Raw genomic sequence first — 25240 nt, 5'->3', positions numbered from 1 at the left:
TTCTGTAGAGAAAAGCTGAATGGAACTATATTACAATGATGAGCACGTGGTGCTCTCTAGTAGCTATCACAATAATAAAACGCTTGTCATCTCATTCTCCCCTCTCATAGATGAAAACAGAAATATGGGAAAGGATGACGGGTTCGGCGTGAAATTTTTCGAATCCAACGAAATAAGTGCCATTTACGTTATCCCTAAATGGAATCACTGGTATCAATACGAATATATTGAAAGCGCAATAAAAATATTGAAGACCTACACTGCTAGGTTCGACAAGATCGTCCTCTATGGCGTGAGCATGGGCGGCTATGGTGTATTGAAGTACGCAAACTATCTCGAAGCATCAAGCGTCATATCCATTTCACCGCAAGCCGCATTAAGCGGCGTTAAATCCGAGTTTGATAAACGCTTCTCGCAATTCTGGGAAAGAATTGACCATATTTCGGATGACTGGTTATATGAAAAATCCTTTCCTCTCAACACGGCAATTCTTTACGACAGATACCACGCACAGGACAATTCGCACGCGCAAATCATACTTGATCACATAAGGCATGCCAAGTCTATACACCTGCCGTTTTCAGGGCACGAGGTGTTCGCAGTTCTTAATGAATCGGGGATACTTTCAAAATTCATCCTAGCGCTCATAGAGGCGCACACTTCCTACCCTTCATTACTGCAAATATATAGAAAGGTACGTGCGGAGTCGGGCATTACATGGATGTACGCTGCTTTAAACTCTCAAAGCCGGGGACGTCATGGTACAGCATCTAAGCTTTTTGATAAATCCATCGAAGTCATACAATGGCGAAAAAAGTCGGGTCTCAATATTGATAAAGCAAAAGCACGAATGACAGTTATGGCTTTCGTAGCTCATTGCATAGAGACTGGTAGACTGGACAGCCTTTTTGAGCTTTACTCGAAATTTGCGGATAACAATGTTATCGAGATTGATCTTGATGATAAGTATTTAGAAGGATTATTCCTTTCCGGCCAAAAAGAGATGTTTATAAAGACCTTTAAAAGATTTGAGATGCAAGGTAAGGCCGTATCCAGAAACACTAAGAATCTAGTTCGCAAAGCAGTGGAATCTAAATTCCTTTCAACCTCAGATCTTGCTTGAATAATTATCGAATATTGAGCCTGTTGGCATATAAGAGTCTATGCAAAGAAGAAATAAATACCCATTTACAACCGTATTTGGCATAACATATACACAGTCCAGCACATAGACAGCCTTTCTGTCGCTGCACTTTAAACACCTTTAGCCGGCCTTGAAAGGCCGGCTATTTATCGCCTTACACGCCAAAAAGTCGCACATTGTAGCGGTCTACCGTAAGCGCTCTATGAACCCCACATACAAAGTGCTCAGGTGATGCGGGATGCTGTGCTCCCGATTCTCTCAAGACCTCATCCGCTATGATGCGACCCGACGCCAAAGTCGAAAAGTGTATCTCTACTCCAAGCCCGTCGGCTTCCGAAAATACATTGATGGCCTAGCTACGAGGGTCGAGTTAGATATCAATGTCGCGGTATTTGACCTAGCGCTTTTTATTTTCCTCAACAAGCTGCGCAATCGCGTGAAGATCTTGTACTGGGGAACGTAACGGCTTCTGCCTTTGGCTCAAGCGCTTGGAGTCAGAGCGTTTCAAAACATCGCCCGATGTCACGGACGAAGCAATTGTCCTGACTGTGCAGGAACTCAATTGGCTACTCGATCGTTTTGACCTCTGGCGTAACCATCCTCATCAGGTTTTGACTCCGCGATTCGTCGCCTGATTCGGTGTAATCCATGGCATAAATTTCGTGCCCGACCACCTCCCTGATGATCCTGAATTGCTCAAGCAGAAGCTTGCAAAGATGCAATCTAGGATGGGCTTGCTCGAAGAACAAGTTACACTTCTCAGGCAGCGGCTGTTCGGTTGAAAATTGGAGTAGTCGATCGACCTGGCGGCTCCCCAGATGGCGCTGTTCAAAGAACCGGAACACGAGGTTGAACTGGGGTACCAGAAAGTTGAAGAAGAGGTCGTAGCACCCGCCAAGCGCCGTGGCAAGCGCAAGCCACTGCCTGCGGATCTGCCGCGCATCGAAGTTATCCGCGAGCTGCCCGAGCATGAACTGACCTGCGCCTGCGGTTGCCGCAGACACGCCATTGGCGGGAAAATAAGCGAACAATTTGCAATCGTCCCGATGCGGATGGCTATCGTGGCTACGTCCTGACCGATGATTATGCCGGTTACAACGCACTGGGCGACCAAGCTGGAGTTGAGCATTTAGGATGCTGGGCTCATGCGCGTCGCAAATTCGTTGAAGCCCAGAAAGTGCAGCCTAATGGTAAAACGGAGCGCGCAGATATCGCGCTGAATCTGATCAACAAGCTTTACGGTATCGACCGCGATCTAAATGTTTGCGGCGACGCTGAACGTAAGATCGGTCGTCACGAACAAGGCGTACCGATACTGGCTCAGTTAAAAAGCTAGATCGAAAAGACGCAGCCACAAGTCACAGTTCAGAATGCCCTGGGCAAAGCCATTAGTTACCTTGCAAGTAACTGGAGCAAGCTTACGCTATACGTCGGGGAAGGCTAACTGCCGCTCGACAACAACGCCGCTGAACGCGCGACCCGTCCCTTCGTGATCTGAAGAAAGAATTGGCTGTTTAGCAACACTCCTAAGCGCGCGACGGCCAGTGCTCAACTTTACAGCCTGGTCGAGGCTGCCAAAGCCAACGGCCAAGAGCCCTATGTGTGGCTGCGCCACGCACTCGAGCGCCTGCCAAAGGCGACATCGGTTGAAGATTACGAAGCCTTGCTGCCGTGGAACTGCTCACCCCCATCGCCTAGCTGGTCGCGCCAGCCATATTAAGATCGGTGAGGTTTATGAAGCGCTTACAATCTGAACGGGTTGGCGGGCAAAGCGCTCTACCTCCAAGGTGAGGTTCAGACTGTCCTTCGCTGCGTAGGACTGTGGCAAGTTGCACGGTCGGGTGACCCCGGCGCTAGACAAAACGTCACGCGCGTGCGATCACACTCCACCAGTCAGCACAATTCTTCCTATGCAGTCCAAATGTATTTCGTCGGCTCCCGAAAAAACGCCTTCAGTCTCCAGCCAGCATGTCGATAACGTCCTCAGGAATGGGCATCAAGGGTGTCCGATCGTGCACTGACTTACATTCGCTGAGCACAGAACCATCGTCGAGACGGACGCGGGTCAAATCTGCATGAAGGTCATGACGCTAACTTTCAACACTGGCTCAGCGGCTCGAACCTATCACCGATCCACACCCGATTGTTACGTCATTGATCTGGCCAGGCGTGCCTCGCCCCGGAGTTTTACATGTGTTCGATGTGCGATGCACTTACTCAACTCTGGGCCCGAGGATCGACCAGCCAGGATGTGAGCCAGCGGACAGCCACCAGCCAAGCCCAGCTTCAGCATCTGACGCTGGACCAGCAAGCCAGCTACCTGACCGATGGCTTTTGGCACGACGCCACTGGCGGCTCCCAGCACCATTTTGACGTGCACGCTGGTGGCTCACTCACCGTCAACCTAGCCAGGTTGAGCTCAACGGCGCAGGTTGTTGCTAAGTATGCGCTGCAAACCTGGACAAACGTCAGTGGCATCAAATTTGTGGAAACCGCCGCCGCCGGCGCGATCAATTTTAGCGAAAACAAAAGCGGTGCCTACTCCAGCTCCAACTATGCAGGCAGCATCATTTCGAACAGCAGCGTCAACATCGCTTCCGATTGGGTGAAGTACGGTTCGTATTATGTGCAAACCTACATTCATGAAATCGGCCACGCGCTGGGGTTGGGCCATGCGGGCAATTACAACGGCAGCGCGGCTTTTCCCAACAATGCGTTTTACCAAGAGGACAGCTGGAAGTATTCGGTGATGTCCTACTTCAGTCAGGACGAGAATACCTATTCCAACGCTTCTTTCGGCTACGTCGTTACCCCCATGCTGGCAGATATAGTAGCCATCCAGTCGCTGTACGGCACCGCCGTCACCCGCACGGGTGATGATACTTACCGTTTCGACACGGCTGGCGCCACAACCGGAACCGACTTCATGCTCGGCCGGGTAGCCACGATCTATGATTCGGGTGGCAACGACACGATCAACGTGAGCACCTATGTCGGCGCCCAGACAGTCGATTTGAGAAGCGAAGCTTTTTCCAGCGTATATGGCGGTCTATCGAATATTGCAATCGCACGCGGGACGGTCATCGAGAATGCCGTCACGGGTGCAGGCGGAGATACGCTGATCGGCAATGCAATAGGTAATTTTCTTGATGCGGGCGCGGGCAATGACCAACTCCAAGGCGGCGATGGCAACGATCGGCTAATGGGTGGGACTGGCTCGGACATGCTCAATGGTGGTAGCGGCACGGACACAGCGATGTATGCCGAAGAAGGCGCCAGATACTTTGCAACCTACAAAGCCGAGCTTTTAAGCCAAGGCACCCTCAGCGTTCACGATGCGCAAACGTCCGACGTCGACACGCTTTCAAGCATCGAAAAGCTGGCTTTTATGGAGCAAACCGCCACTCTTGACGAAGTGCTGATGGCTTTTCGTAGCCGATACGGGACTTTCAATGCCGACAGTAACGCCACTGTCTCGTTAAGCTTCGGCTCGGAGCTTCATCACATCGCGCTCACCGAGAGTCAGGCTGACGTTGCCAGGCTCTATACACTCTTCGGTCGCACGCCTGATTACCAGGGCTTAAGTCACTGGTTGACGCAACAGGCGATGGGCAGTTCGCAGGCAGAGATTCGCGATGCCTTTCTGAATTCTGCTGAAGTGGTAGAGCGCTACAGCGGGCTTGATGATCGAGACTTTGTGCTTGACCTCTACCAGACCCTTCTGCATCGCACAGGCGATGATTCAGGTGTGGCGTATTGGAGCACGCTGCAGCAGGATGGTTTGAGTCGAACACTGGTCATTGATAGCTTCCTGAATTCGCGCGAGAGCCGTGACCTGTCGCAAGGCGAGACGGGATTTATAAAGCTCGTGTCTCATAACGCGTGGAACAATCTGGATATGGTGGTGGGCAAAGGCTTGGCCACTGGCACAGTTGGCGACGATCAGATTAGTGAGCAGGAAGTCAGGCTTGATAGCAATGGGGTGTCCCAGCTAGTCGGCAACTCTGGTATCGACACCTTCATTTTCAACGATGTTGCATCCGCCTACACAATCAGCGCACTCGATACCGACACGCTCTCAGTCAGCCGGTCCTCGGGAGCTACTGCGCAGTTCAATCTTGATAGCTTCAACGTGCTCGATTTCGCAGATCGCGAGCTGTTCATTCTCGACGCAGCGCAGGCAAGCATTGGTCGTCTGTATACCATTCTAGGTCGTAATCCCGATACCGAAGGTATGACGTACTGGCTGTCCCAGGGCGCCAAAGGCGAAACCGGTATCCAAGTTGCGAGTGCTTTTGTAAAATCCGCCGAATTTTCCAAAAGCCTGCCCGATGGTACCAACGCAGCTTTTGTCGGACAGCTCTATAACAAGGTGCTGGATAGGGGCAGCGACGCTGACGGCCTGGCCTATTGGGTCCACTCTTTGGACAGCGGCACAAGTCGTGGACAGGTTGCATTCAATATTGCCAACGCGGAAGAGTCTATTGCACTAACCAAAGGTGATGCCGGGTTCATTCAACTGATTGGTCATGCTGACTGGGCTTGAGGCAGTCGCGCTAGAGGTTGGACTGAACCAATCTTGCTGACGCAATTTCCGCTGGGCTTCATCCGGTGTGGCTGGTTGATGAACGCCTTTGCATCGCTAATTGACCTATTCGGGCGTTTCTTCACGCACAGCACTGCAAACGGCGACGACCGCCAAACTGTTCAGCTTGACCCATGCTGCCAAAGGTAATGGCTAATAGCGCTATGCGTGGTTGAGCCATGCAATCGAGCGTTTGCCTACAGCATCCTCGGCTAAAGATTACGAAGCCTTTTTGGCTTGGAACGGCGAACTTCCAATTCATAGCTAAACGTTTATCTATTTTTTGACCAAGCGGGATTATCGAGCGCTGACGTATCGCCTATGCAGTTGAGAAAGTTGCCGCATAACAGAATTTAATTAATTTATACGCTGCTTGAACGACAGTCACGCAGGCCATGGAAATCCATGATTTGACAATTACCATCAGGTATAATATTCACCACAGCCGGACTGCAAAGCTAAGTCGCATGAGCTAAACGGCTATACCGCGCCTACTAATTTCTCTGAGCACCGTTTACCCAATGGGAACCTTCCGCCTACTCCTGGCAATCTCAGTCCTGATCTCCCACACCCAGCGTACCTATTTCGGCATGAATTTTGGTGTTGTGGCGGTGATTTCGTTCTTGATGCTGTCAGGCTTCGTAATGACCATCCTGATCGAGAAGCACTACAAAGCCATAAACCTGGTGCCAGCCTTTTATCTCGACCGAGCCATGCGCCTACAGCCTCAGTATCTGTTCTACCTGCTGCTGTTCACGTTGTATTTTTTCACGATCGCCACCCCGCAGCCTTGGATCAAAGCTATCGATCCAGAATCGTTCTTGCTAAACGTGGCGATTGCGCCCGCTAATTTCTACATGCTCCCGTTCATGAGCGACCAGGTGATAAACCCGCCCGCGTGGTCGCTTGGGCTCGAGGTGTGCTTCTACTTAACCATTCCCTTTCTCCTGATCTACAGGTTCAGAAAGATAGCCTTTGGACTTTCTCTAGGATTTTTTCTGGTCGCTTATGTGGGCTATGTGAATACCGACTGGTTTGGCTACCGCCTGCTGCCCGGTACCCTCTTCATGTTCCTGATGGGCAGCTTGTTATACAAACCTAGCAGGTTAGACACCCGCCTGTTCTGGGGCGTGTGGGTGGCTGCAGTCGTGGGCTTCGGCTACACCATCACAAACCCGCAGACATGGCTAGGCTGGAACCGCGAAGTTTTGCTTGGGCTTTGCGTGGCGGCACCGTGCATCAGGTTGTTGAGTGCTATACCGTCGAACAAGCTGGATCATTTGCTCGGCGATATCAGCTATGGGGTGTTCCTAAACCACTTCCTGGTGATCTGGATCGCACGTGAATTCGACGTGATAACGCCTACCACCTTCGAGCTCGGCCTGATGATAGCGATATCGATTGCGTGTGCCTGGGTGACGTTTCACGCTATCGAGCTGCCTGCTATCAAGCTTCGCAAGACGCTGCGGAAGAAGAAAGCAGCGGTGAACCTTGAGGCGGAGCAGTCGACTTAGCGCTACATCGTGGCGTAAGAACGTGGGAAGTGAAGACTTCAGATCCATGTTTGGAAAGCGTGCTGGAGTCACCTCCAGCCCGCCTTCTATCGCGGTCAGTTCACACTGACCTTGAACTCAATCATTTGCTTACCAGCGACGCTCACAGCAGTTGCTGGGCTACCTGAGAAACTGACTTCAGGCGCAGTCCGCAGATTGCTCTTCAGCTCATCCAGGCATGCCTGTACCTCGGGGAGGAAGCACAGCGCATTTTGCCCAGGCTCTTTACGAAGCGATTCCAGGATTTCTTCGGTCAACGCGTGGCCACGAAACGCGCCACCATAGACCATTTGCGGCTCACCATCACGCAGCTCTTCGGCTTCGAACACGGTAGGCCAGACGTCCCAGAAGCCGCCAATCACGAAACGTGCCTGCGTTTCATGAGCAACCTTGGCTATTTCTTTGGAGTCCTGACGCCAGCGGGGATTCACCAGCTCGTCATAATCGGATTTGAAGCCGCCCAGCGGTATGAACAAGCATGCTACGAGGCCTGCAATGCACAGGAACCCCACCGGGCGCTTTCTTTCTACCAGATGGACGGCAATGGCGTAGCCCATCAGCGAAGTCAGCAGGATGCCGCACGTGATGTAGTAGCGAATGTTGTAAGCATTGGTTTGCAGCCACTGCGTACCACACAGCAGTATGAACATCGCGACCGCGAGCAGTGCGACCCCGAGGAACTCGAGGACAGGTTTCTGCCTGTTAGACACGAAGCACACGATAGCGATGACTGCGCAGACGCTGAGTACAGGGAGGTTCAGGTTCTCCGCCAAAACGGCAAACGCGTGCGGATAGGCTTCAAGGGTGAAGTTCAAGCCAAATGCGGTAGACGGATCGCCAAAAGCTTGCGCATGGTACTTGGCGATCAGTACCGCTACACAGTTGATGGCAAAAAAGGATGCGAAGCGGCGCCACTCGGGAAGACGCAGCATGCCGAAGCCGATGATGGCAGGGATCGAATACATCAGCAGTGCATAGTTGGTGGCGTACGCAACGCTACAGATCAGCAGAATCAGAACCCATCGAGCCGCCGCTGGCAACGATGACCAGAACACAAGGTACGACACGGCAAACAGCACCAGCGAAATACCGAAGGTGTTGTGCTGTACGTAGACGTTGAACTGAGCGTATTGGCTCATCGATACGATGAGGATGATGTTGGTGATAGCTACAGCGGCCGCGAGGACGCGGGGATTGCGTTGAATGAATACCAGCACACCCAACGGCGCTAGATAGGCACAAAGGCTACGCAGGAAAATCTGAAAGTGAAGATTCCATTCCACATCTTGGATGGGGGCAGCAATGGCCGGAAAGATATTGAGAAGGCGGTCCTGACCCCAGAAGTACCAAGTCAATTGCTGTGTCGAGATCAACGCTGTCAGGACGCCATCGCCGTCCTGGGTCCCTGCCAGCGAACCCGTCAGCGGAAACAGCAGCCCGGCCAGCAAAGCAGTGAAGACCAGGAAGATAATGGCGCTGCGGTTACCTTGCTCATCATGAGCGGTTACAACTCCTGTCATACGGTCCCCCGGGCGGTTTTGGCGCCACAGTTCAGGCATATCTCTTCAACAGTCTTGGTCGACGTTTTCTTCTCATCGACGAACATCTTCGAAAAATCACAGCCGCAGTGATCGCAGTGCAGCTGGTCATTACTGATATCGTGCGCAGGCTTCACCAGATGGCAGATAGCGGTAAGACGCAGCAGGTTGAACATGCCTCGGAAGATTTCCAGCGGGGGGATCTTCGAAACGCCGGCATTGCGCTCGTGGAAGTGGATGGGCCTTTCGCCCAGACGCAGCCCGTGCAAATGTGCCTGCACCACGACAGCCAAGAAGAATGAATACCCACCCACTACCAGGGTGTCGAAATCGATGGCGCTCAGGCGCGAAACACGGAAGGCGCGATAGGAGGTTGTGAACTCGGTCAGCTTGATGCCGAGCAGCAGGCGTGCTGCCTTGTTGGCTGCCTGACTGACGCGCAAGCGGTAGCCGGTGTAGTCGCAGATACCGCCCTTGGCGTAACGCGAGCCGATCACCATATCGACGTTGTCTTGCAGACCATCGATCAGCTTGGGGATGTCTGCAGGATCATGGGAATGATCGCCGTCCATAGTGACGAGAACATCGTACTGGTGAAAGATCGCGTATTTCCAGGCCAGCAAGTGGGCAGTACCCAGCCCTAGCTTGCCTGGACGCACGATAACTTTGAGATTAGGACGAGCCAGACCTGCGAGGATATCCAGCGTGCCGTCTTTACTATTATCGTCTACGACAAGAATATCGGCATCGGGCGCTGCAAGTTCGATACGCTCGATCATTGAAGCAACGTTGCCAGCTTCATTATAGGTGGCAAAGAATACTAGTTTTTTCATGATTAGACGCTTATTCAGATTTTGACAGGTCGGTCCTTGACTGAAAGAAGCTTCCAGACAAAGTTGTACGACATGAAGTAGTTCCACAGGGAGCCGACTACAATGCCACAGAATGCTGATACCATGGGCATCATCGTGCGGTCGTAAACTTCTCCGGAGATAAGCAGACTCAACCCAAGCCCCGCTGATGCGATGGAGAGATAGAGCATGTAACCGATCACAATACGCTTGCCGGAAAGACTCACATCGCTGTAAGTCGCACGATTATTCATCAGATAGTTAAACGTAGCGGCAACCGCCATCGAACAGGCATTTGCATATCGAAAGTTGTCAGTGACAAAATACATCAGCGTCTTAAGCACCGACATGTGCACTACAAGGCCCAATGAACCAACGATAAGAAACGATATCAGCGTGAGCGGTAAAAGCCCTCTAACGATTTTGTAGCCAATACCGCTGAGGATTTCGATGAGTCGTGGAATCACTGGTGACTGCCGCCTTGATGGGAATAAGTCCGGGGCCGTTGGCCGCATTTTTCAAACATGAAATGCGGCACACGGTATAAGAATTACGCGCCCCCTGCAACCTTGGCTTTCTCGCGCAAGACTGGCTGCATGGCTGCCCAAAGCGCATCCGCGCTTTGGCTCCAAGTCATCCAGGGCATCGCATCCGAGCGTGGGTGGTTTCCTACCCGGTACAGCCCGAGCCATTCCACTACGGCCTCACTCAAGGCCTTCGCCGTATCACCTTTGAAGTAGTGAACATGTTCGCCAGCAACCTCGCGGAATACCGGAATGTCACGAGCTATGATTGGCAGCCTATGCTGGGCAGCCTCGATCAGTGGTAGGCCGAACCCCTCCCCTTTAGAGCCGGCGATCAGACAGGTCGATACTCCGTAAATCGCTTCCAAACACTCGTCGCTCGCTCCTTCAATCCAGAACAGCTGTTCGCCACGTTGAGGATGCGACTGCAATCGATCGATCAGGCTTTCGACCATCCAACCTTGCTTGCCGATGATCACCAGGTTGACACGCTCGCCCGCTCCCCAAAGCATTTCGAATGCTTCAAGTACTTGGGCATGGCCCTTGCGAGGTTCCAGCGTGCCTACCATCAAAAACGATGGCGACTGCTTGAGTTTGCTCAAGGTAACGGACATATCGTTCGTCAATCCCGCCGAGGGAGCAGATTCCAGGATATCGGCCCCCAAGTGGAACCAGTCAAGACGAGGCCTATGACCTGCAGCCGGTGTATTTTCCTGAAGCCACCGAGAGAGCTCGCTCTGTACAGCTTGGGAGATGCTGAGGATGCCATCGAACCGGCTTACCACCTTCAACCAATCGGTCAGCAGCGCCGCCCCGTGCGCCGGAAAACAATCAGGCAGTCCAAGCAGCAGCATGTCGTAGATCACGAACTGAATCTCGACGCCGGCTCGATGCATGTCGGTTAGCTGGCGTAGCTGGGTCGGCACCACGCTCGGCTGGAAGTCCAGACCGATGAATGTGTCGCCAGGACCGTAGGTGACAGGTTCATCCACCAAAGCGTCCATCGGACAGCCCAAAAAGCCCAATGTGAAGCGTCGGGCGTAGAAGTAGCCCGGTGCGTCGGTCGTGGCATAGACCGGCTCGACGCGATAGCCCTGCGGCGGATTGAGCAGCCAGTGCAGCACGATGCTGCGTACCACGCGCTGGATGCCGCTGCGGGCATCTCGCTGGCACAGTTCGGAAATGTCCACGAACAACTGCTTTTGATAGAACTTGGGTAGCAGTGATCGATCGATGCTGTTGGCAAGCGAAGCACGATCTTGAGCATTCTGGGGCTGTGCGTCGTATTCTTCCAATGCCCGGATCAAGGAAGGCATAGAGCTGGCGTTATCCGCATAGAAGTGCTCGATCGCTCGAACGTATTTATCTGCACAGTAACGCGGGGAATGGTTGGTATGCACCTCGGCCCTGCCCTTCTGCGACAACAACGAGCGTCGTTCTGGATCGCGCCATAGACCTACGAGCGCCTCTGTAAGCTCGGCCACCTCGAAGTTGTCCTGCAGCTTCACCACGCATTGCTCTGGCAGATCAGCCATGCCTCCATTGGCATTGGCTATCGTTGCCAGGCCATGATTCATGCAGTCCAGAACAGTGGCGGACGTTTCGCCCCGAGAGAATGTCCGCAATTGGACTCCCACATCCGCCGCCACCAGATACGACTTGAAGGTCTTGTTATCAGTCCAGCCAGTGATCTTGACACGCTCACCGCCGTTCTGATTCTTGATTCGCTTGAAGATCTGCGCACCGTACTCGCCGGTTTCGTTTTCGCCCACGAATATCAAAGTGCATTTGGGGTCAGCGGCCATCGGGGAGGCGAGCCAAGCGTCCAGAAGCCGGTCGTTAAGCTTGCTGGGGCCCAGCAAACCGAAGCTGCAGACGACGAGGTCGTAGCCTTCAAGTCCCAACGCGCGACGCGCGGCGGCCTTGTCGGCCGATACGCTGTGATCGGGCACACGAAGCAGTGGCACATAGCTCCATTTGTCCTGGTCACCCTGGCCGTACCAGTCCGTGGCCAAGCGACGCGAATGTTCGGAGTGAACAATCACTCCGATCGCGTCACGTAGCACACTGAGATTGCACGGATAAGCCCAGACTACCTCTGCTTTCTGCTCCACGGTGAATCGCGCCTGGACTGCCTTGTAGCCGTGTGCAACGTAGAGCTCGTTGACCCAGAAACCGGGCACGATGCCGTGAAACTCCAAGTGCGCGACGATGCCGGAAAGGAAGAAATCGTGCAGCACAATGGCGCCCGGAATCCGCTTGATCAGCTCGAACATGTGCTGATGGAAGCTCGAGTTACCGAAGTGGTAGAGGACCCTGTCGTATACGCGGTGGTTGTGCTCGAACCATTCGACGGAGCGAATCTGGCAATTCGCATTGACCCACGGATCGGAGATCGCGGATTGCGCCACGATGACATCGATGTGGTAATGACGAGCCAGTTCAGGCAGCAGTTCTGCACTGTAGTCGCTGATACCACTGCGCTCGGGCGGTAACGGAGACACGTAGGCCAATCGAGGCCGGCGTACAGGATAGTTAGCACCTTCGTGGGTCGTCAGGTGGTCGGCTACTGCTCGCTCAAGCGCTTCCACGGCAATGGCCGCGGACTTCTCCCAGGAAAATTTCGCGGCTTGCGTCAGCGCATGAGCCTGCAGTTTGCTGCGGAAATCTTCATCGGTGAGGACCTGCTCCAGCTTCGCCGTGAATGCCTGCTGATCGCGCGGATCGAACAGTGCAGTTTCAAGCCCAATTACCTCAGGAACACTGGAAGTGTTGGCACCGATGACGGCGCAACCACAATGCATCGCTTCCAGCGCCGGCAGACCGAACCCTTCGTGCCAGGACGGAAAAACGAAGGCATGGCACAGATTATACAGTGCGACCAGATCTTCTTCCGACACAAAGCCTGTGAGCACCAGATCGCCATTTTTCAGCCCAGACTTCTTTGCCAGCTCCAGCAGTCTTGCCTTGTCGTGGGGCTGCACCGAGCACACGATTGCGAGCTGATGGTCATCTCTGATGTTCTTGGCAAGGCCCGCAAAGGCGGCAATCAAGCCTTCAATATTTTTGCGATGGTCGATCCCACCGGTGTACATCAAAAACGGCCTGGTCAATCCATACTTGTCAAACAACTCACTGCGCTCGGCATCCGAGATTGACACGCGCTGAAAGGGTGCGTCGGCGGCAGTGGAAATATTGGTAACTTTGGTGGCAGGCAATGAAAGATATTTCAAGCCTTCGCTACGAGAGGATTCCGATATGGCGAGAACCGCGCTGGCGCTTCGCAAATGTCCGATCTTGTTTTCATACCAGCGTTCGACGAGCGGGTTTTCCAGATACGGTTCGCGATTGATCAGTGGGATCAGGTCATACAGCACCACTGCCGTAGGTACGTTGGAACTGAGCATTCCAACGCTGGTAACCACGTTGTCCACAAGGCCTTCGAACAAGCTGCAAACCAGGACGATGGACGGATTCAGGCTTTCCAGAAAGGCTTCGCGGACCAGTTCGGCAGCACGGCGACGCTTTTCATTTTCGACGTTGATTTGCCCCACTTCACCAGGGGAGTGCCACACCCTGATGTTCTGCGGAGCAACTACGTCAGCCAAGATTCGACGAAGCTCGTCAATGCTTTCGCCGAAAGCGTCGTTCAATACCACGATAACTTCGTGTTTGCCCTGCGCAGCGATTGCACGGGTCAACGACAGGCAGTAACGACCAATACCACGCTTGCGGTTCTCAGCCTGGGCGCCCTGCAGGTCAATAACAATACGCATTACTTCTCAACCTTCGAATTAGCCGCGCTTTCCAACGCTTGGTAGATGGCATGGGCGCGCTGAGTCTGCCGTTGCGAACCTGAAGCGGTGTCACCCTGCATGGACGCATTGAAATCCGACATGGGAGTCGTGCCGGCAGCGTAGGGCTGGTTGGCGGTACGATTGCGAGCTAGATTGCTCAGGCGCGTATGCAGTCGCGGAAATTTTTTCAGTGCGCGGTTCAGCTTCATGCTAAGACGCGGGCGCGCCAGTACGAACCGAACAGCGCGATTGGCCACGCCACGGATGCACCATTTGACCGTTTGCCGAGGTGACTTCAAAACGCCCCCAGCAGCTCGTGCGCAAAAACGCAGGGGTGCTGTAAGACGCCATGAAGTGCTAGTCAACATGGCGCGTTGATGCGCTTCGTAAGCAACGGCACGGGTGTACCAGAGGTGGGCATTTCCCAGCGACTCATCCAGCTGACGCTGTAGCCCGGCGGCACGAGCTTCGGCTTCGTTGAAGAACACTTCCATTTCTTTGGAGCGCGCCTCAACGGCACTGTAAGTCACATCGGCCTGGACTCGCTGGAGCTCCAGGCGTGCAGTCAGTTCAGCTTCCTTGGACTGCGCTTCGACCCTGACCAACTGCAACGCAGTTTCATGCAACTGGCCGTGCATTTCCTGCAATTGCTCATGCACTCTTCCATTCAGTTGCTCGGTCAGCACGTCGAGTTTGTGGGCTTTGATCTCGAGTTCAAGCGTGCGATCAGCAACCTGAGCGATCAGGTTTTCCAACCAGACGCCGTTCTTTGCCTGGGCGTCGGACTGGGTGCGCAGCTCTTCAATACTGTTGTGGCGAGCATGGTCGTAGCGTTGAGCCAACTCATCGAGTGCAAGGCCAAAACGCTTGTCGAACGCTTCGTCGAAGGCTTGAAGCCTCTCCGGCGCAGCCTGCTTTTGCGCAACGATGGCGTAGTCGGGACTCACCGCAGACAGGACCGCCAGCAGGTCCACAGGTTGATCGGGATCTTTGAGCTGATCAGGCTCTTGCAGGCGCAGAAGCTTGGAGCGTGAGAAACCGGTGTGATCAGTGAGAAAACTCAATAGCAGGTGGGGAATCGGCCGCTCGTGCGTAGGATCCAGATAGAAGCCGTTGGTACCCACTGCGATATTTTCCGCGTTCGGTGTCTCCAGTATCAGCACACCACCCGGGATCAGAACTCGGAGCGCTTCGGCTACGAGTGTCTGCAGGTCTGGAAAAGGAATGTGCTCGGCAATGTGAAAGCCGCTGACAATTGCCAGGCTGTTGTCTTCGACGGTCGCCAGATAGCTCAATGCATCGTTGCGCTGCGCCGGCAGCCCGCGCTCTCGGCATGCTTCCAACATCCCGTCATCGAGATCAATGCCGTTCGCCTCGAAACCACAGCCGATCAGAATCTCCAGCCACTCTCCTCTACCGCACCCAAGGTCGGCAGCACGGCGGGAACCGTTACCTTCCAGAAGTGGTGTGATGAAGGGTAGATATACCATAAGACGCTGACTGATCAGTTCCCGCGTACCTCGATGGCGATCCTCGAATGCACGGTAGAAATTTCCACTCACTTGACGTACTCCACCACAGGCGGCAGCCACGAAACACCCACGAAAGGTGGCCGATTGACGTTGACGACGTTGAAGACCAGAGCGTGATCTCGCCACTCGTAGTTATGCGCCATATGACTGTCGGTAGTGTGCAATGCAACGGCTACTGAGTAAGAACCCACGCCAAGGTTGGCGTCGAAGGCGAATCGGTACTCCAAAGCATCGCCAGCTTGCTGCGCGGCCAGTTTGCAGCCCAAATGGTGGGTATTGGTCCCGTAGACCTCTTGGCCGAGGCGATCCTTGATCATGTAGCCCACCACCAGTTCGGGGATGGCGACATTGACGTCGACCTGAATTCGCAAGGTGACGGGCTCGCCGACAGGTACGTACTCGACGGCTGCGCCACTTGCATCGGCGAGGCTGACGCTCTTGATACTGGCCTCGGCGGAACCGGAGCGGGTCTGCACCGCACCGCTGTCCAGGGTAACTACCTTGACCGTGGAGTTTTCTTTTTCGGCGATGATCGCGTTGTAGAAGTCCATAACTTCTTCAGGCGGACCGTCTTTGATGACCGTACCCGACTCAAGCAGAATGGCTCGATTGCACAAGCCCTGGATCGCGCCACGGTCATGGGAAACGATCAGCAGCGTGGTGCCCTGCTGCTGGAATTCGCGAATGCGATCAAAGCTCTTGTGCTGGAAATAACTGTCGCCGACCGACAAAGCTTCGTCGACGATGAGAATTTCCGGACGGAAAGCGGTCGCTACTGCGAACGCCACACGCATCTGCATGCCGCTGGAATACGTGCGAACCGATTCATCAAAGTACTCGCCGATTTCCGCGAATGCCTCGATATCGTCGATGACGGTGTCCATCTGCTCGCCACTGAACCCCATCAGGCCAGCCGCGTGATAAACGTTCTGGCGGCCACTGAGTTCAGGGTTGAAGCCCATGCCCAGCTCGAGAATGGCCGCAATACGGCCATTGACCTGGATGCTGCCTTCGGAGGGCTGAAGGGTGCCAGTGATCATCTTGAGCAGCGTCGATTTCCCCGCGCCGTTCTGACCAACAATCCCGATCGCTTCACCCGGCTGAATATCGAAGCTCACATGCTTGAGCACCCAGTGCTCTTCGCTTGGGGCTACTGGAAGGAAGAACCATCTGGCGATGCGCTGCCATTCAGTACGATACGACCTGTACGCTTTCCCAAGGTTATTGACGGTAAGCAGGCTCATAGTGCGTCCACCATTTCAGCCGATGCCCGGCGGAAGAGAAACAGTCCGAGCAGCATCAATCCCAGAGCAAGTCCGAACGCAGACCAGATATGCTGCATATCCGGCGATGTGCCATAAACCAGTATGTTCTGATAGGAAGTCACCACCGGATACATCGGGTTGTAGACCAACGCACCGCGCATCGCTTCGGGAATGATATTCACCGAATACACGATAGGAGTGAACCAGAACAGGATCTGCAGGACGATGGGGACCACCTGTCCAATGTCGCGCAGGAACACGTTCAGCACTCCCAGTACCAGGCCAATGCCTACGCCGAGCGCAACGACCGACAGCGTCATGGGGATCAACCAGAACATCTGCATCGTGGGCGCATGGCCAAGAATGGCGAATACTGCAAGCACGGCTGCAAACAGCAGCAGGTTGTTCAGGAGGCAGGAGCCGACAACGATGACTGGCAAAGCGATACGCGGGAAGCGCATCTTCTTCATCAGGTTTCCGTTCTCGATGAAAATGGTCAGACACCTGGAAACGATTTCTGCAAACAAGTTCCAGGCGAGCATTCCAGCCATCAGGTACAGCGCGTAGGCATACTTGTTGTCTATGCCCGGCAGCTTCGCTGCCAGGACGTTAGACAAGATAAGCGCATAGATGGCAACTTGTGCCAATGGATGGATGATCATCCAGAGGCCGCCCAGACGGCTTCGGGCGAAACGGGCGATGAACTCGTTCTTGATCGAACTGATCACGAAGCTCCGGTATTCCCAAAGCCCTCTCAACATGCCAAACATAATTATCCTTTGATCAGACGCTCTATCTCAGCGACACGCTGAGCCACCAATTCTTCACTGCCGCGGCTTTCCACGTTCAGGCGCAGCAGTGGTTCGGTGTTCGAACCTCGCAGGCTGAAGCGCCAGTCGGCGAACTCGACGCTGATGCCGTCGGTGCGGTCGACGTTGGGGTTCTGTGCGGTGTAGAACGCGAGGATCTTCTCGATCGAGCCTTTGACGTCGGCGACTTCGTAGTTGATCTCGCCGCTGCACGGGAACGCCTGGATGCGTTCGTCCACCAGTTGGGCCAGGGTCTTGCCGGTGACGCTCATCAGCTCGGCCACCAGCAGCCACGGAATATTGCCGCTGTCGCAGTAGGCGAAGTCGCGGAAATAGTGGTGTGCGCTCATCTCGCCGCCGTAGACGGCGTCTTCGGCGCGCATGCGCTCCTTGATGAAGGCGTGGCCGGTCTTGCTCTGGATGGCGACGCCACCGGCGGCTTCGACCTGTTCGATGGTGTTCCAGGTCAGGCGCGGGTCGTGGATGATCTTGCTGCCGGGGTGCTTCTTCAGCAGCATTTCAGCCAGCAGGCCGACCAGGTAGTAGCCCTCGATGAAGCGGCCTTTGTCGTCGAAGAAGAAGCAGCGGTCGAAGTCGCCGTCCCAGGCGATACCCATGTCGGCGCCGTTTTCCAGCAAGGCCTTGCGGGTCAGCTCGCGGTTTTCCGGGAGCAGCGGGTTGGGCACGCCGTTAGGGAAGTTGCCGTCTGGCTCGCCGTTGATGACGATCAGCTCCAGCGGCAGCTTGGCTTTGAGCAGTTCGATGGTCGGGCCGACGGCGCCGTTGCCGGGGTCGGCCAGCACCTTGAGGGGCTTGAGCGACTTGACGTCGATGTAGGTGAGCAGGTGCTCGATGTAGGCGCTCTTGTCGAACACTTCGCGCACGTGGCCAGCGGTGGCGGCCTTGTCGTCGAAGTTGCCGGCTTCAACGCGGGCACGAATGGCGTCGAGGCCGGTGTCGCCGCTGATCGGCTTGGAGTGCTCGCGTACCAGCTTCATGCCGTTGTAACCCTTGGGGTTATGGCTGGCAGTGATCATGATGCCGCCATCGGCCTTGAGGTGGCTGGTGGCGAAGTAGACTTCTTCGGTGCCGCACAGGCCCAGGTCGAGCACGTCGGCGCCGGCCTCGGTCAGGCCCTTGATGAGGGCGGCGGCCAGGCCTGGGCTTTCCAGGCGCATGTCGCGCCCGACGACATAGGCTTTGCCGTGCAGTTCGGACACCAGCGCGCGACCGATACGGTAGGCGATGTCGTCATTGAGGTCGGCAGGGACTTGGCCACGAATGTCGTAGGCCTTGAAGCAACGGGTCTGGAGAGGGGGATACATGGCAATCGCTCGCTCTATGTGGCCGACGCGCGATGAGCGCGAACGTCGGTAGATTGGACGGTCGCTGACGAACGACCAGCGCAGTTCGGCCCCTGCGCATGCATTGGAGGCACGCGCAGAGGCCGAAGCGGGGTTTATCGGTCAGGCCTTGTCAACGCGGCCGTAGACGTCTTCGAAACGGACGATGTCGTCCTCGCCGAGGTAGTCGCCGCTTTGCACTTCGATCAGCACCAGGTCGATCACGCCCGGGTTCTTCAGGCGATGCTGGTGGCCGGCACGAATGAACGTCGACTCGTTGGTGTTGAGCATCAGCTCGCGGTCGTCGTTGACCACCACGGCCATGCCGCTGACCACGATCCAGTGTTCGCTGCGGTGATGGTGCATCTGCAGCGACAGCGACGCCTGGGGCTTGACCACGATGCGCTTGATCTTGAAGCGCTCACCCTCTTCCAGGGTGGTGTAGGTGCCCCACGGACGGTGCACGGTGCGGTGCAGCTTGTGCAGGTGGTGGCCGCTGGCCTTGAGCTGGCCGACGATGTGCTTGACGTCCTGGCCGTGATCCTTGTGGCTGATCATCAAGGCATCCGGGGTGTCGATGACCAGCAGGTCTTCGACGCCAACCAGTGCGGTCAGGCGGTCTTCGCTGTGGACGAAGTTGTTGCGCGCATTGTGAGAGAGCACTTCGCCTTCGAAACGGTTGCCGTTTTCGTCGGCGCCGGTCAGTTCACTGACGGCGTTCCACGAACCGATGTCGCTCCAGCCGATGTCGCACGGCACGGTGGCGACTTTGTCCGAGCGCTCCATCAGGGCGTAGTCGACCGAAATATCCGGGACCTGGGCGAACGCGTCGGCGTCCAGTGCCAGGCAGCGGTAGTTCGGTGCTTCGGTCAGGCGCGAGGCTTCCTTGACGGCAACGGCGGCGGCAAGAACGTCCGGCGCGTGTTTCTTCAGCTCTTCGAGGACGCTGCGGACCTGGAAGCAGAACATGCCCGAGTTCCAGAAGTAGTTGCCCGCGGCAACGTAGCCCTTGGCGGTTTCCAGGTCTGGCTTCTCGACGAAGCGGGCGACTTTCAAGGTGCCTTCCAGGCCGGTGCCGACGCCGGCCTCGATGTAGCCAAAGCCGGTTTCAGGGTACTGCGGCTGAATGCCGAACGTGACCAGCCAGCCTTCTGCCGACAGCTTGACCGCTTTGGCGACGGCGGCGGAGAACGCGGCTTCGTTCTGGATCAGGTGGTCGGCCGCCAGCACCAGCATGTGGGCATCGGGACCGTGGGAGTCATTGAGCTGCAGCGCGGCCATGGCGACGGCGGCGGCGGTGTTGCGGCCGAACGGCTCGAGGATGAAGCCCTGGGCGTGGCCGGTCTTGTTGACGGTGCGGTATTCGTCTTCGGTCTTGAACAGCAGCTCGCGGTTGGTGACGGTCAGCACTTCGGACACGCCTTCGAGCTTGGAGGCGCGCAGGAAGGTCTTCTGGATCAGGTTCTGGCCGTCAGGCAGTGCCATGAATGGCTTGGGATGGGCCTCGCGCGAAACGGGCCACAACCGGCTGCCAACGCCGCCGGAAAGAATAACGGGGATCAGGTTCATGCGTATTGGATCCTTTGTTTGCCGGTGTAGCGGCACTGTGAAAATCGATCTGTAGACCAGCTGTACATGGGGTGGAAACCACCGCTGCGCATCGAAGATCTGGCGGCTCCCTGCGCCGCAGACAACATATACGTCAAACCCTGAAGCCGCTCGCTGCTGATGAGTCAAGGAAGTGGCGGCTAGAATATCAGGAAACCCGGGGCCAAGCGCAAATCGTTCGCGCTTGGACACCCGGCCTGGCCCAGTAGTTCAGCGATCATTGCTTGGTGCTGATCTCGGCCAGCATTCGCTTCACGCCCACTTCCCAATGCGGCAGCGTCAGGCCGAAACGCTCGGTCAGTTTGGTGGTGTCCAGGCGCGAATTCAGCGGGCGCAGGGCGGGTGTCGGGTAGGCGCTGGTGGGGATGGCTTCAATGGTTTCCACGGCCAGCTTGGTGCCTTGGCGGCGGGCGTTTTCGATGACCAGCTTGGCAAAGGCGTGCCAGGACGTTTCGCCCGTAGCGGCGAGGTGGTAGGTACCGGCCAGGTCAGGGTTCGCCACGGCCATGGGAATGGCATGGGCGACGACGTCGGCCAGCAGCTCGGCGCCGGTGGGTGCGCCGATCTGATCGCTGATGACGCTCAGGCTCTTGCGGTCCTTGGCCAGACGCAGCATGGTCTTGGCAAAATTGTTGCCACGCGCTGCGTAGACCCAGCTGGTGCGGAAAATCAGGTGCTTGCAGCCGGACTTGCGAATGGCTTCTTCGCCGGCCAGCTTGCTCGCGCCGTAGTAGTTGACGGGGACCGTGGTGTCGCTCTCCTGCCAGGGCTTCTCGCCCTTGCCATCGAACACGTAGTCGGTGGAGTAGTGCACCAGCCAGGCGTCCAGATCGAGCGCTTCACGGGCGAGCACGGCGCTGGCCCGGTGATTGATCAGGTCGGCGGTGTCCTTTTCGCTCTCGGCCTTGTCCACGGCGGTATAGGCGGCAGCGTTGACGATAACGTTCGGCGCGATGCGCCGCACCGTTTCGGCCAGCCCTTGAAGCGATGCCAGGTCTCCGCAGAGACCGGCTTCATCGATGTTCCTGCCCAGTGCGACTACCTTGCCCAACGGCGCCAAGGCACGCTGCAGCTCCCAACCCACCTGACCGTTCTTGCCCAGGAGCAATATTTTCACAGTTCACGCCCTTGATAATTCGTATCGATCCATTGCTGGTAGGCGCCGCTCTTCACGCGGTTGACCCATTCGGGATTATCCAGATACCACTGCACGGTCTTGCGAATACCGGACTCGAACGTTTCTACCGGCGTCCAGCCCAGCTCGCGCTGGATCTTGCTGGCGTCGATGGCGTAGCGAACGTCATGGCCGGGGCGATCTTGTACGTGGGTGATCAAATGCGCATGAGGACGATGGGGTGACTGCGGGCAAAGCTCGTCGAGCAAGGCGCAGACCGTGTGCACGACTTCGATGTTCTGTTTCTCGTTGTGGCCGCCGATATTGTAGGTCTCCCCTACCTCACCTTCAGTCACCACTTGATACAGCGCACGTGCATGGTCTTCGACATACAGCCAGTCGCGAATTTGATTACCTTTGCCATAAATGGGTAAAGCCTTGCCTTCCAGGGCATTGAGGATGATCAACGGAATGAGTTTTTCCGGGAAATGGCACGGCCCATAGTTGTTCGAACAGTTGGTGATCAACGTCGGCAGCCCGTAGGTGCGCTGCCAGGCGCGGACCAGGTGATCGGAGCTGGCCTTGCTCGCGGAATACGGCGAGCTGGGCTGGTAAGGCGTGGTTTCGGTGAAGAGGTCTTCCGGGCCTTCGAGGTCGCCATACACTTCATCGGTGGAGATGTGGTGGAAGCGGAAGGCGGCCTGGGCCTCGGCGTCGAGTTGCGACCAGTGTTGGCGCGCGGCTTCGAGCAAGGTGTAGGTACCGATCACGTTGGTTTCGACGAACGCGGCAGGCCCGGTGATCGAGCGATCGACATGGGATTCGGCAGCCAGGTGCATGACCAGATCCGGCCGGTGCTCGGCGAACACTCGATCCATTTGCGCGCGGTCGCAGATGTCGACGTGCTCGAAGGCGTAGCGCGGCGTGCGCTCGCTGCCCATGAGCGAATCCAGATTACCGGCGTAGGTCAATTTGTCGACATTGACCACGGCGTCGTCGGTATTTGCCAGGATATGGCGAATGACTGCCGAGCCAATGAAGCCTGCACCACCGGTTACGAGGATTTTCACGTTAAACAACACCATCAAGTTAAAAATGAGACGCGCTGGATCGATTCAGGGCGCGTCTGACGCATGCATGATTTTCAAAGGCCGGATGATACCAAACCACCCAAGGCCTGTCCCCACGGCACATACGGGCCGACAGCGAGGTTTGTAACACCGGTTGAACACACTGCCAAAAAAGTTGTTACGAGAGGTAACTGATCTTTCATATCTGGCGTATGGATACCGGGCCTGTTCGATTTGCGAGGCAATGGACAACGTATTTCGCCTTTTCGTAAATGACAGTTCCCTTCATCTGACGAAAGGCGCAACACGGCCCTGGCGAAACCAGCTGATGGAAACGGTTATAGTGCCGATCTCACACAAGGAGTGGCCGGAATGAAAGCGTTGATAGGCGTGGTTGTCGCGGGACTGCTGACGGGTTGCGGCACGATCAATACGGTGTTTCGCGATGATGTGGTGACCAGCGACAACTTGAAGGAAGCCGAGTCGTTCTGCGGTGCTGTGCCTCGGGTGTACAGCGGCGTGGTCTATGACTTCTGCCTGCTGCATGGCCAGGCGCCCAAGCCCGGCCACTCGCGCAGCGGACCGCAGATGAGTTTCGTCGCGCTGGACATCGGCGTCTCGGCAATCCTCGACACGCTGATGCTGCCCTATACGCTGTATCGGCAACACAACGATGGCGGCATCGAGGTGGTGGGTCGCTGACCGCTGCCCTGGGGAAGCCTAGGGATTGAGGAAGCCGTCGAGGCAGGTCACAGAGGCACCAGTGACCTTGATCGACTGATCGGTGATCGACAGCTGCATCTTGCCAGCGCGACCCAACGCAGCGCCCTGGGCGACTCGCAGCTGGGAGCCCAGCGAGGCGGTCTGCCCGGTGGCACGAATGAACGCGGCGACCGCCCCGCCGCCGCTGCCGCAGGCTGCATCTTCTGTGATGCCGCAAGTGGGCGCGAAAGTGCGGACTTCTATGTGCTCGTTGCTGCCTTCGGGGTGCGGGCCGAAGATCACCACGCCGGTGGTGCTGGTGCGGTGGTCGTTGATGGCCATGCGCGCCAGGTCAGGGATGACCGCCAGCACGGTTTGTGCGTCGCGCAGTTGCACCACCAGCCAGCGTGGGCCAACGGTCACGAAGCACGGCCTGCGGTCGCGCACCACGCTTACCCCCAGCACGGCCTGCAGCTCGCGATGATCGCTGTCGTTGACTGGCTGGATCGTTGCGGGCGGCAATTCGAAGGTGATCAGCTGCGAGCCATCGGGCTGGCGGGCCACATCGAGGTCGATCAGGCCCAATGCACACTCCTGCACCAGACGGCCGTTGCGCGGCTCGATCAGGCCGGCTTCCATCAGGGCGTGGGCGCTGCCGAGGGTGGCGTGGCCGGCGAAGGGTAGCTCGGAGTTCGGGGTAAAGATGCGTACGCGGTAGTCCGCTTCAGGGCGAGTGGCGGGCAGCACGAAGGTGGTTTCGGAGAGGTTGTTCCAGTGGGCGATTTCTTGCATCTGTTCGCGCGTCAGGCTTTCGGCCTGCAGGATGACCGCCAGCGGATTGCCCTTGAAGCGCTGGGTGGTGAAGACATCGACTTGCTTGAACGCTAGACGGTGCATGGTCGGCCCTGGAAATGGAGGTGTGGAGACGTAGCACAGGTTCGCATGTTTTCTGCAGCAGCGGCGCGAGCCGCGTCCGGCAGCACCGCGATTGTTCCGACCCACCGCGTGTGCCGCCGACGCGGCTTGCGCCGCTGCTACAGGGGTGTATGGCGCAGGTTCGCATGTTTTCTGTAGCAGCGGCGCGAGCCGCGTCCGGCAGCACCGTGATTCTTCCGACCCACCGCGTGTGCCGCCGACGCGGCTTGCGCCGCTGCTACAGGGTGTGGGTTGGTTAGAGGGTGATGGGTCTGCGGCCGGCGAAGGAATGGGCCAAGGTGCCGCCGTCGACCAGTTCCAACTCGCCACCCAAGGGCACACCGTGGGCGATGCGTGATGCCACCAGGCCTTTCTTCGCCAACAGCTGGGCGATGTAATGAGCAGTGGCTTCGCCTTCGACAGTCGGGTTGGTGGCCAGAATGACTTCGGCGAAGGTGCCCTGCTCGTCTATACGGCTCATCAGTTGCGGGATACCGATCGCCTCCGGGCCCAGACCATCGAGGGGCGACAGGTGCCCCTTGAGCACGAAATAGCGGCCGCGGTAGCCGGTCTGCTCAACAGCATAGACGTCCATCGGCCCTTCCACCACGCACAGCAGGGTATCGTCGCGACGTGGATCACCGCATTGCGGGCAAAGTTCTTCTTCGGTGAGGGTGCGGCACTGGCGGCAATGGCCTACGCCTTCCATGGCCTGGCTCAACGCCTGGGCCAGGCGACTGCCGCCGCTGCGGTCGCGTTCGAGCAGCTGCAGGGCCATGCGCTGGGCGGATTTCTGGCCAACGCCGGGCAAGGTGCGCAGGCTGTCGATCAGTTGACGAATCAGTGGGCTGAAGCTCATGGAAGGCGGCCTGACGTAACGACGAGACGCG

At 56.5% G+C, this 25240-nt stretch carries 19 protein-coding genes and 1 pseudogene; 7 read left to right on the top strand and 13 right to left on the bottom strand.

Going from position 1 to position 25240, the window contains the following annotated elements; all coding sequences use genetic code 11:
• Window positions 1-19 precede the first annotated feature (19 nt).
• From ONG87_RS09200 to ONG87_RS09175, 6 genes and pseudogenes are all read left to right on the top strand, one after another.
• Complete coding sequence (locus ONG87_RS09200) at window positions 20-1123, top strand: hypothetical protein (protein ID WP_264382714.1); 1104 nt, start codon at window positions 20-22, stop codon at window positions 1121-1123.
• A 259-nt stretch (window positions 1124-1382) separates the two neighbouring features.
• Window positions 1383-1607, top strand: a complete 225-nt coding sequence (tnpB, locus tag ONG87_RS09195; RefSeq protein ID WP_264382713.1) for an IS66 family insertion sequence element accessory protein TnpB — start codon at window positions 1383-1385, stop codon at window positions 1605-1607.
• Between the two features lie 25 nt (window positions 1608-1632).
• A complete protein-coding gene (locus tag ONG87_RS21135; protein WP_367400468.1) occupies window positions 1633-1779 on the top strand; it encodes a hypothetical protein in 147 nt (48 codons plus the stop codon).
• A gap of 18 nt (window positions 1780-1797) precedes the next feature.
• A pseudogene (locus ONG87_RS09190) lies at window positions 1798-2864 on the top strand (IS66 family transposase).
• Between the two features lie 471 nt (window positions 2865-3335).
• Window positions 3336-5690: a DUF4214 domain-containing protein gene (locus ONG87_RS09185; RefSeq protein WP_264382712.1), complete on the top strand. Its 2355-nt coding sequence runs from the start codon at window positions 3336-3338 to the stop codon at window positions 5688-5690.
• Window positions 5691-6250: 560 nt separating this feature from the next.
• Complete coding sequence (locus ONG87_RS09175; protein WP_264382711.1) at window positions 6251-7243, top strand: acyltransferase; 993 nt, start codon at window positions 6251-6253, stop codon at window positions 7241-7243.
• Between the two features lie 95 nt (window positions 7244-7338).
• On the opposite strand, the gene ONG87_RS09170 is transcribed toward ONG87_RS09175, so the two are convergent.
• The 11 genes from ONG87_RS09170 to rfbB form a co-directional block, all read right to left on the bottom strand.
• Entirely contained in the window at window positions 7339-8841 is a 1503-nt protein-coding gene (locus ONG87_RS09170; protein ID WP_264382710.1) for a hypothetical protein, read from the bottom strand.
• Window positions 8799-9653: a polyprenol monophosphomannose synthase gene (locus ONG87_RS09165; protein WP_264382709.1), complete on the bottom strand. Its 855-nt coding sequence runs from the start codon at window positions 9651-9653 to the stop codon at window positions 8799-8801. Before ONG87_RS09165 ends, ONG87_RS09170 begins: the two co-directional genes overlap by 43 nt.
• Before the next feature lie 14 nt (window positions 9654-9667).
• Window positions 9668-10138 carry a GtrA family protein gene (locus tag ONG87_RS09160; protein WP_264382708.1) on the bottom strand — a complete coding sequence of 157 codons (471 nt, stop codon included), beginning with the start codon at window positions 10136-10138 and terminating at the stop codon, window positions 9668-9670.
• Between the two features lie 83 nt (window positions 10139-10221).
• The gene (locus ONG87_RS09155) at window positions 10222-13971 is read right to left on the bottom strand and encodes a glycosyltransferase (protein WP_264382707.1); all 3750 of its coding nucleotides are present in this window, start codon (window positions 13969-13971) and stop codon (window positions 10222-10224) included.
• Window positions 13971-15554 carry a bifunctional 2-polyprenyl-6-hydroxyphenol methylase/3-demethylubiquinol 3-O-methyltransferase UbiG gene (locus ONG87_RS09150; RefSeq protein WP_264382706.1) on the bottom strand — a complete coding sequence of 528 codons (1584 nt, stop codon included), beginning with the start codon at window positions 15552-15554 and terminating at the stop codon, window positions 13971-13973. The genes ONG87_RS09155 and ONG87_RS09150 overlap by 1 nt, the downstream gene beginning before the upstream one ends.
• On the bottom strand, window positions 15551-16768 hold the full coding sequence (locus ONG87_RS09145) for an ABC transporter ATP-binding protein (protein WP_264382705.1): 1218 nt from the start codon (window positions 16766-16768) through the stop codon (window positions 15551-15553). Before ONG87_RS09145 ends, ONG87_RS09150 begins: the two co-directional genes overlap by 4 nt.
• Window positions 16765-17559, bottom strand: coding sequence for an ABC transporter permease (locus tag ONG87_RS09140; RefSeq protein ID WP_264382704.1), 795 nt, complete (start codon window positions 17557-17559; stop codon window positions 16765-16767). The genes ONG87_RS09145 and ONG87_RS09140 overlap by 4 nt, the downstream gene beginning before the upstream one ends.
• A gap of 2 nt (window positions 17560-17561) precedes the next feature.
• Window positions 17562-18923, bottom strand: a complete 1362-nt coding sequence (locus ONG87_RS09135) for a phosphomannomutase (protein WP_192136699.1) — start codon at window positions 18921-18923, stop codon at window positions 17562-17564.
• A gap of 141 nt (window positions 18924-19064) precedes the next feature.
• Window positions 19065-20510, bottom strand: a complete 1446-nt coding sequence (locus ONG87_RS09130; protein ID WP_122478398.1) for a mannose-1-phosphate guanylyltransferase/mannose-6-phosphate isomerase — start codon at window positions 20508-20510, stop codon at window positions 19065-19067.
• Between the two features lie 256 nt (window positions 20511-20766).
• The gene (rfbD, locus tag ONG87_RS09125) at window positions 20767-21666 is read right to left on the bottom strand and encodes a dTDP-4-dehydrorhamnose reductase (protein ID WP_264382703.1); all 900 of its coding nucleotides are present in this window, start codon (window positions 21664-21666) and stop codon (window positions 20767-20769) included.
• Entirely contained in the window at window positions 21663-22733 is a 1071-nt protein-coding gene (gene rfbB, locus ONG87_RS09120; RefSeq protein ID WP_264382702.1) for a dTDP-glucose 4,6-dehydratase, read from the bottom strand. The genes rfbD and rfbB overlap by 4 nt, the downstream gene beginning before the upstream one ends.
• Before the next feature lie 372 nt (window positions 22734-23105).
• Here rfbB and ONG87_RS09115 point away from each other — a divergent pair, with 372 nt between their 5' ends.
• Window positions 23106-23435: a YceK/YidQ family lipoprotein gene (locus tag ONG87_RS09115; protein WP_192056177.1), complete on the top strand. Its 330-nt coding sequence runs from the start codon at window positions 23106-23108 to the stop codon at window positions 23433-23435.
• A gap of 18 nt (window positions 23436-23453) precedes the next feature.
• On the opposite strand, the gene ONG87_RS09110 is transcribed toward ONG87_RS09115, so the two are convergent.
• On the bottom strand, window positions 23454-24332 hold the full coding sequence (locus ONG87_RS09110) for a PhzF family phenazine biosynthesis protein (protein ID WP_264382701.1): 879 nt from the start codon (window positions 24330-24332) through the stop codon (window positions 23454-23456).
• Between the two features lie 274 nt (window positions 24333-24606).
• Complete coding sequence (gene recR / locus ONG87_RS09105) at window positions 24607-25209, bottom strand: recombination mediator RecR (protein ID WP_185793511.1); 603 nt, start codon at window positions 25207-25209, stop codon at window positions 24607-24609.
• Window positions 25210-25240 lie beyond the last annotated feature (31 nt).

This window comes from Pseudomonas sp. MM227 (assembly GCF_947090715.1).
GTDB classification, from domain to species: domain Bacteria; phylum Pseudomonadota; class Gammaproteobacteria; order Pseudomonadales; family Pseudomonadaceae; genus Aquipseudomonas; species Aquipseudomonas baltica.
This window is presented reverse-complemented; position numbering and strand designations above follow the sequence as displayed.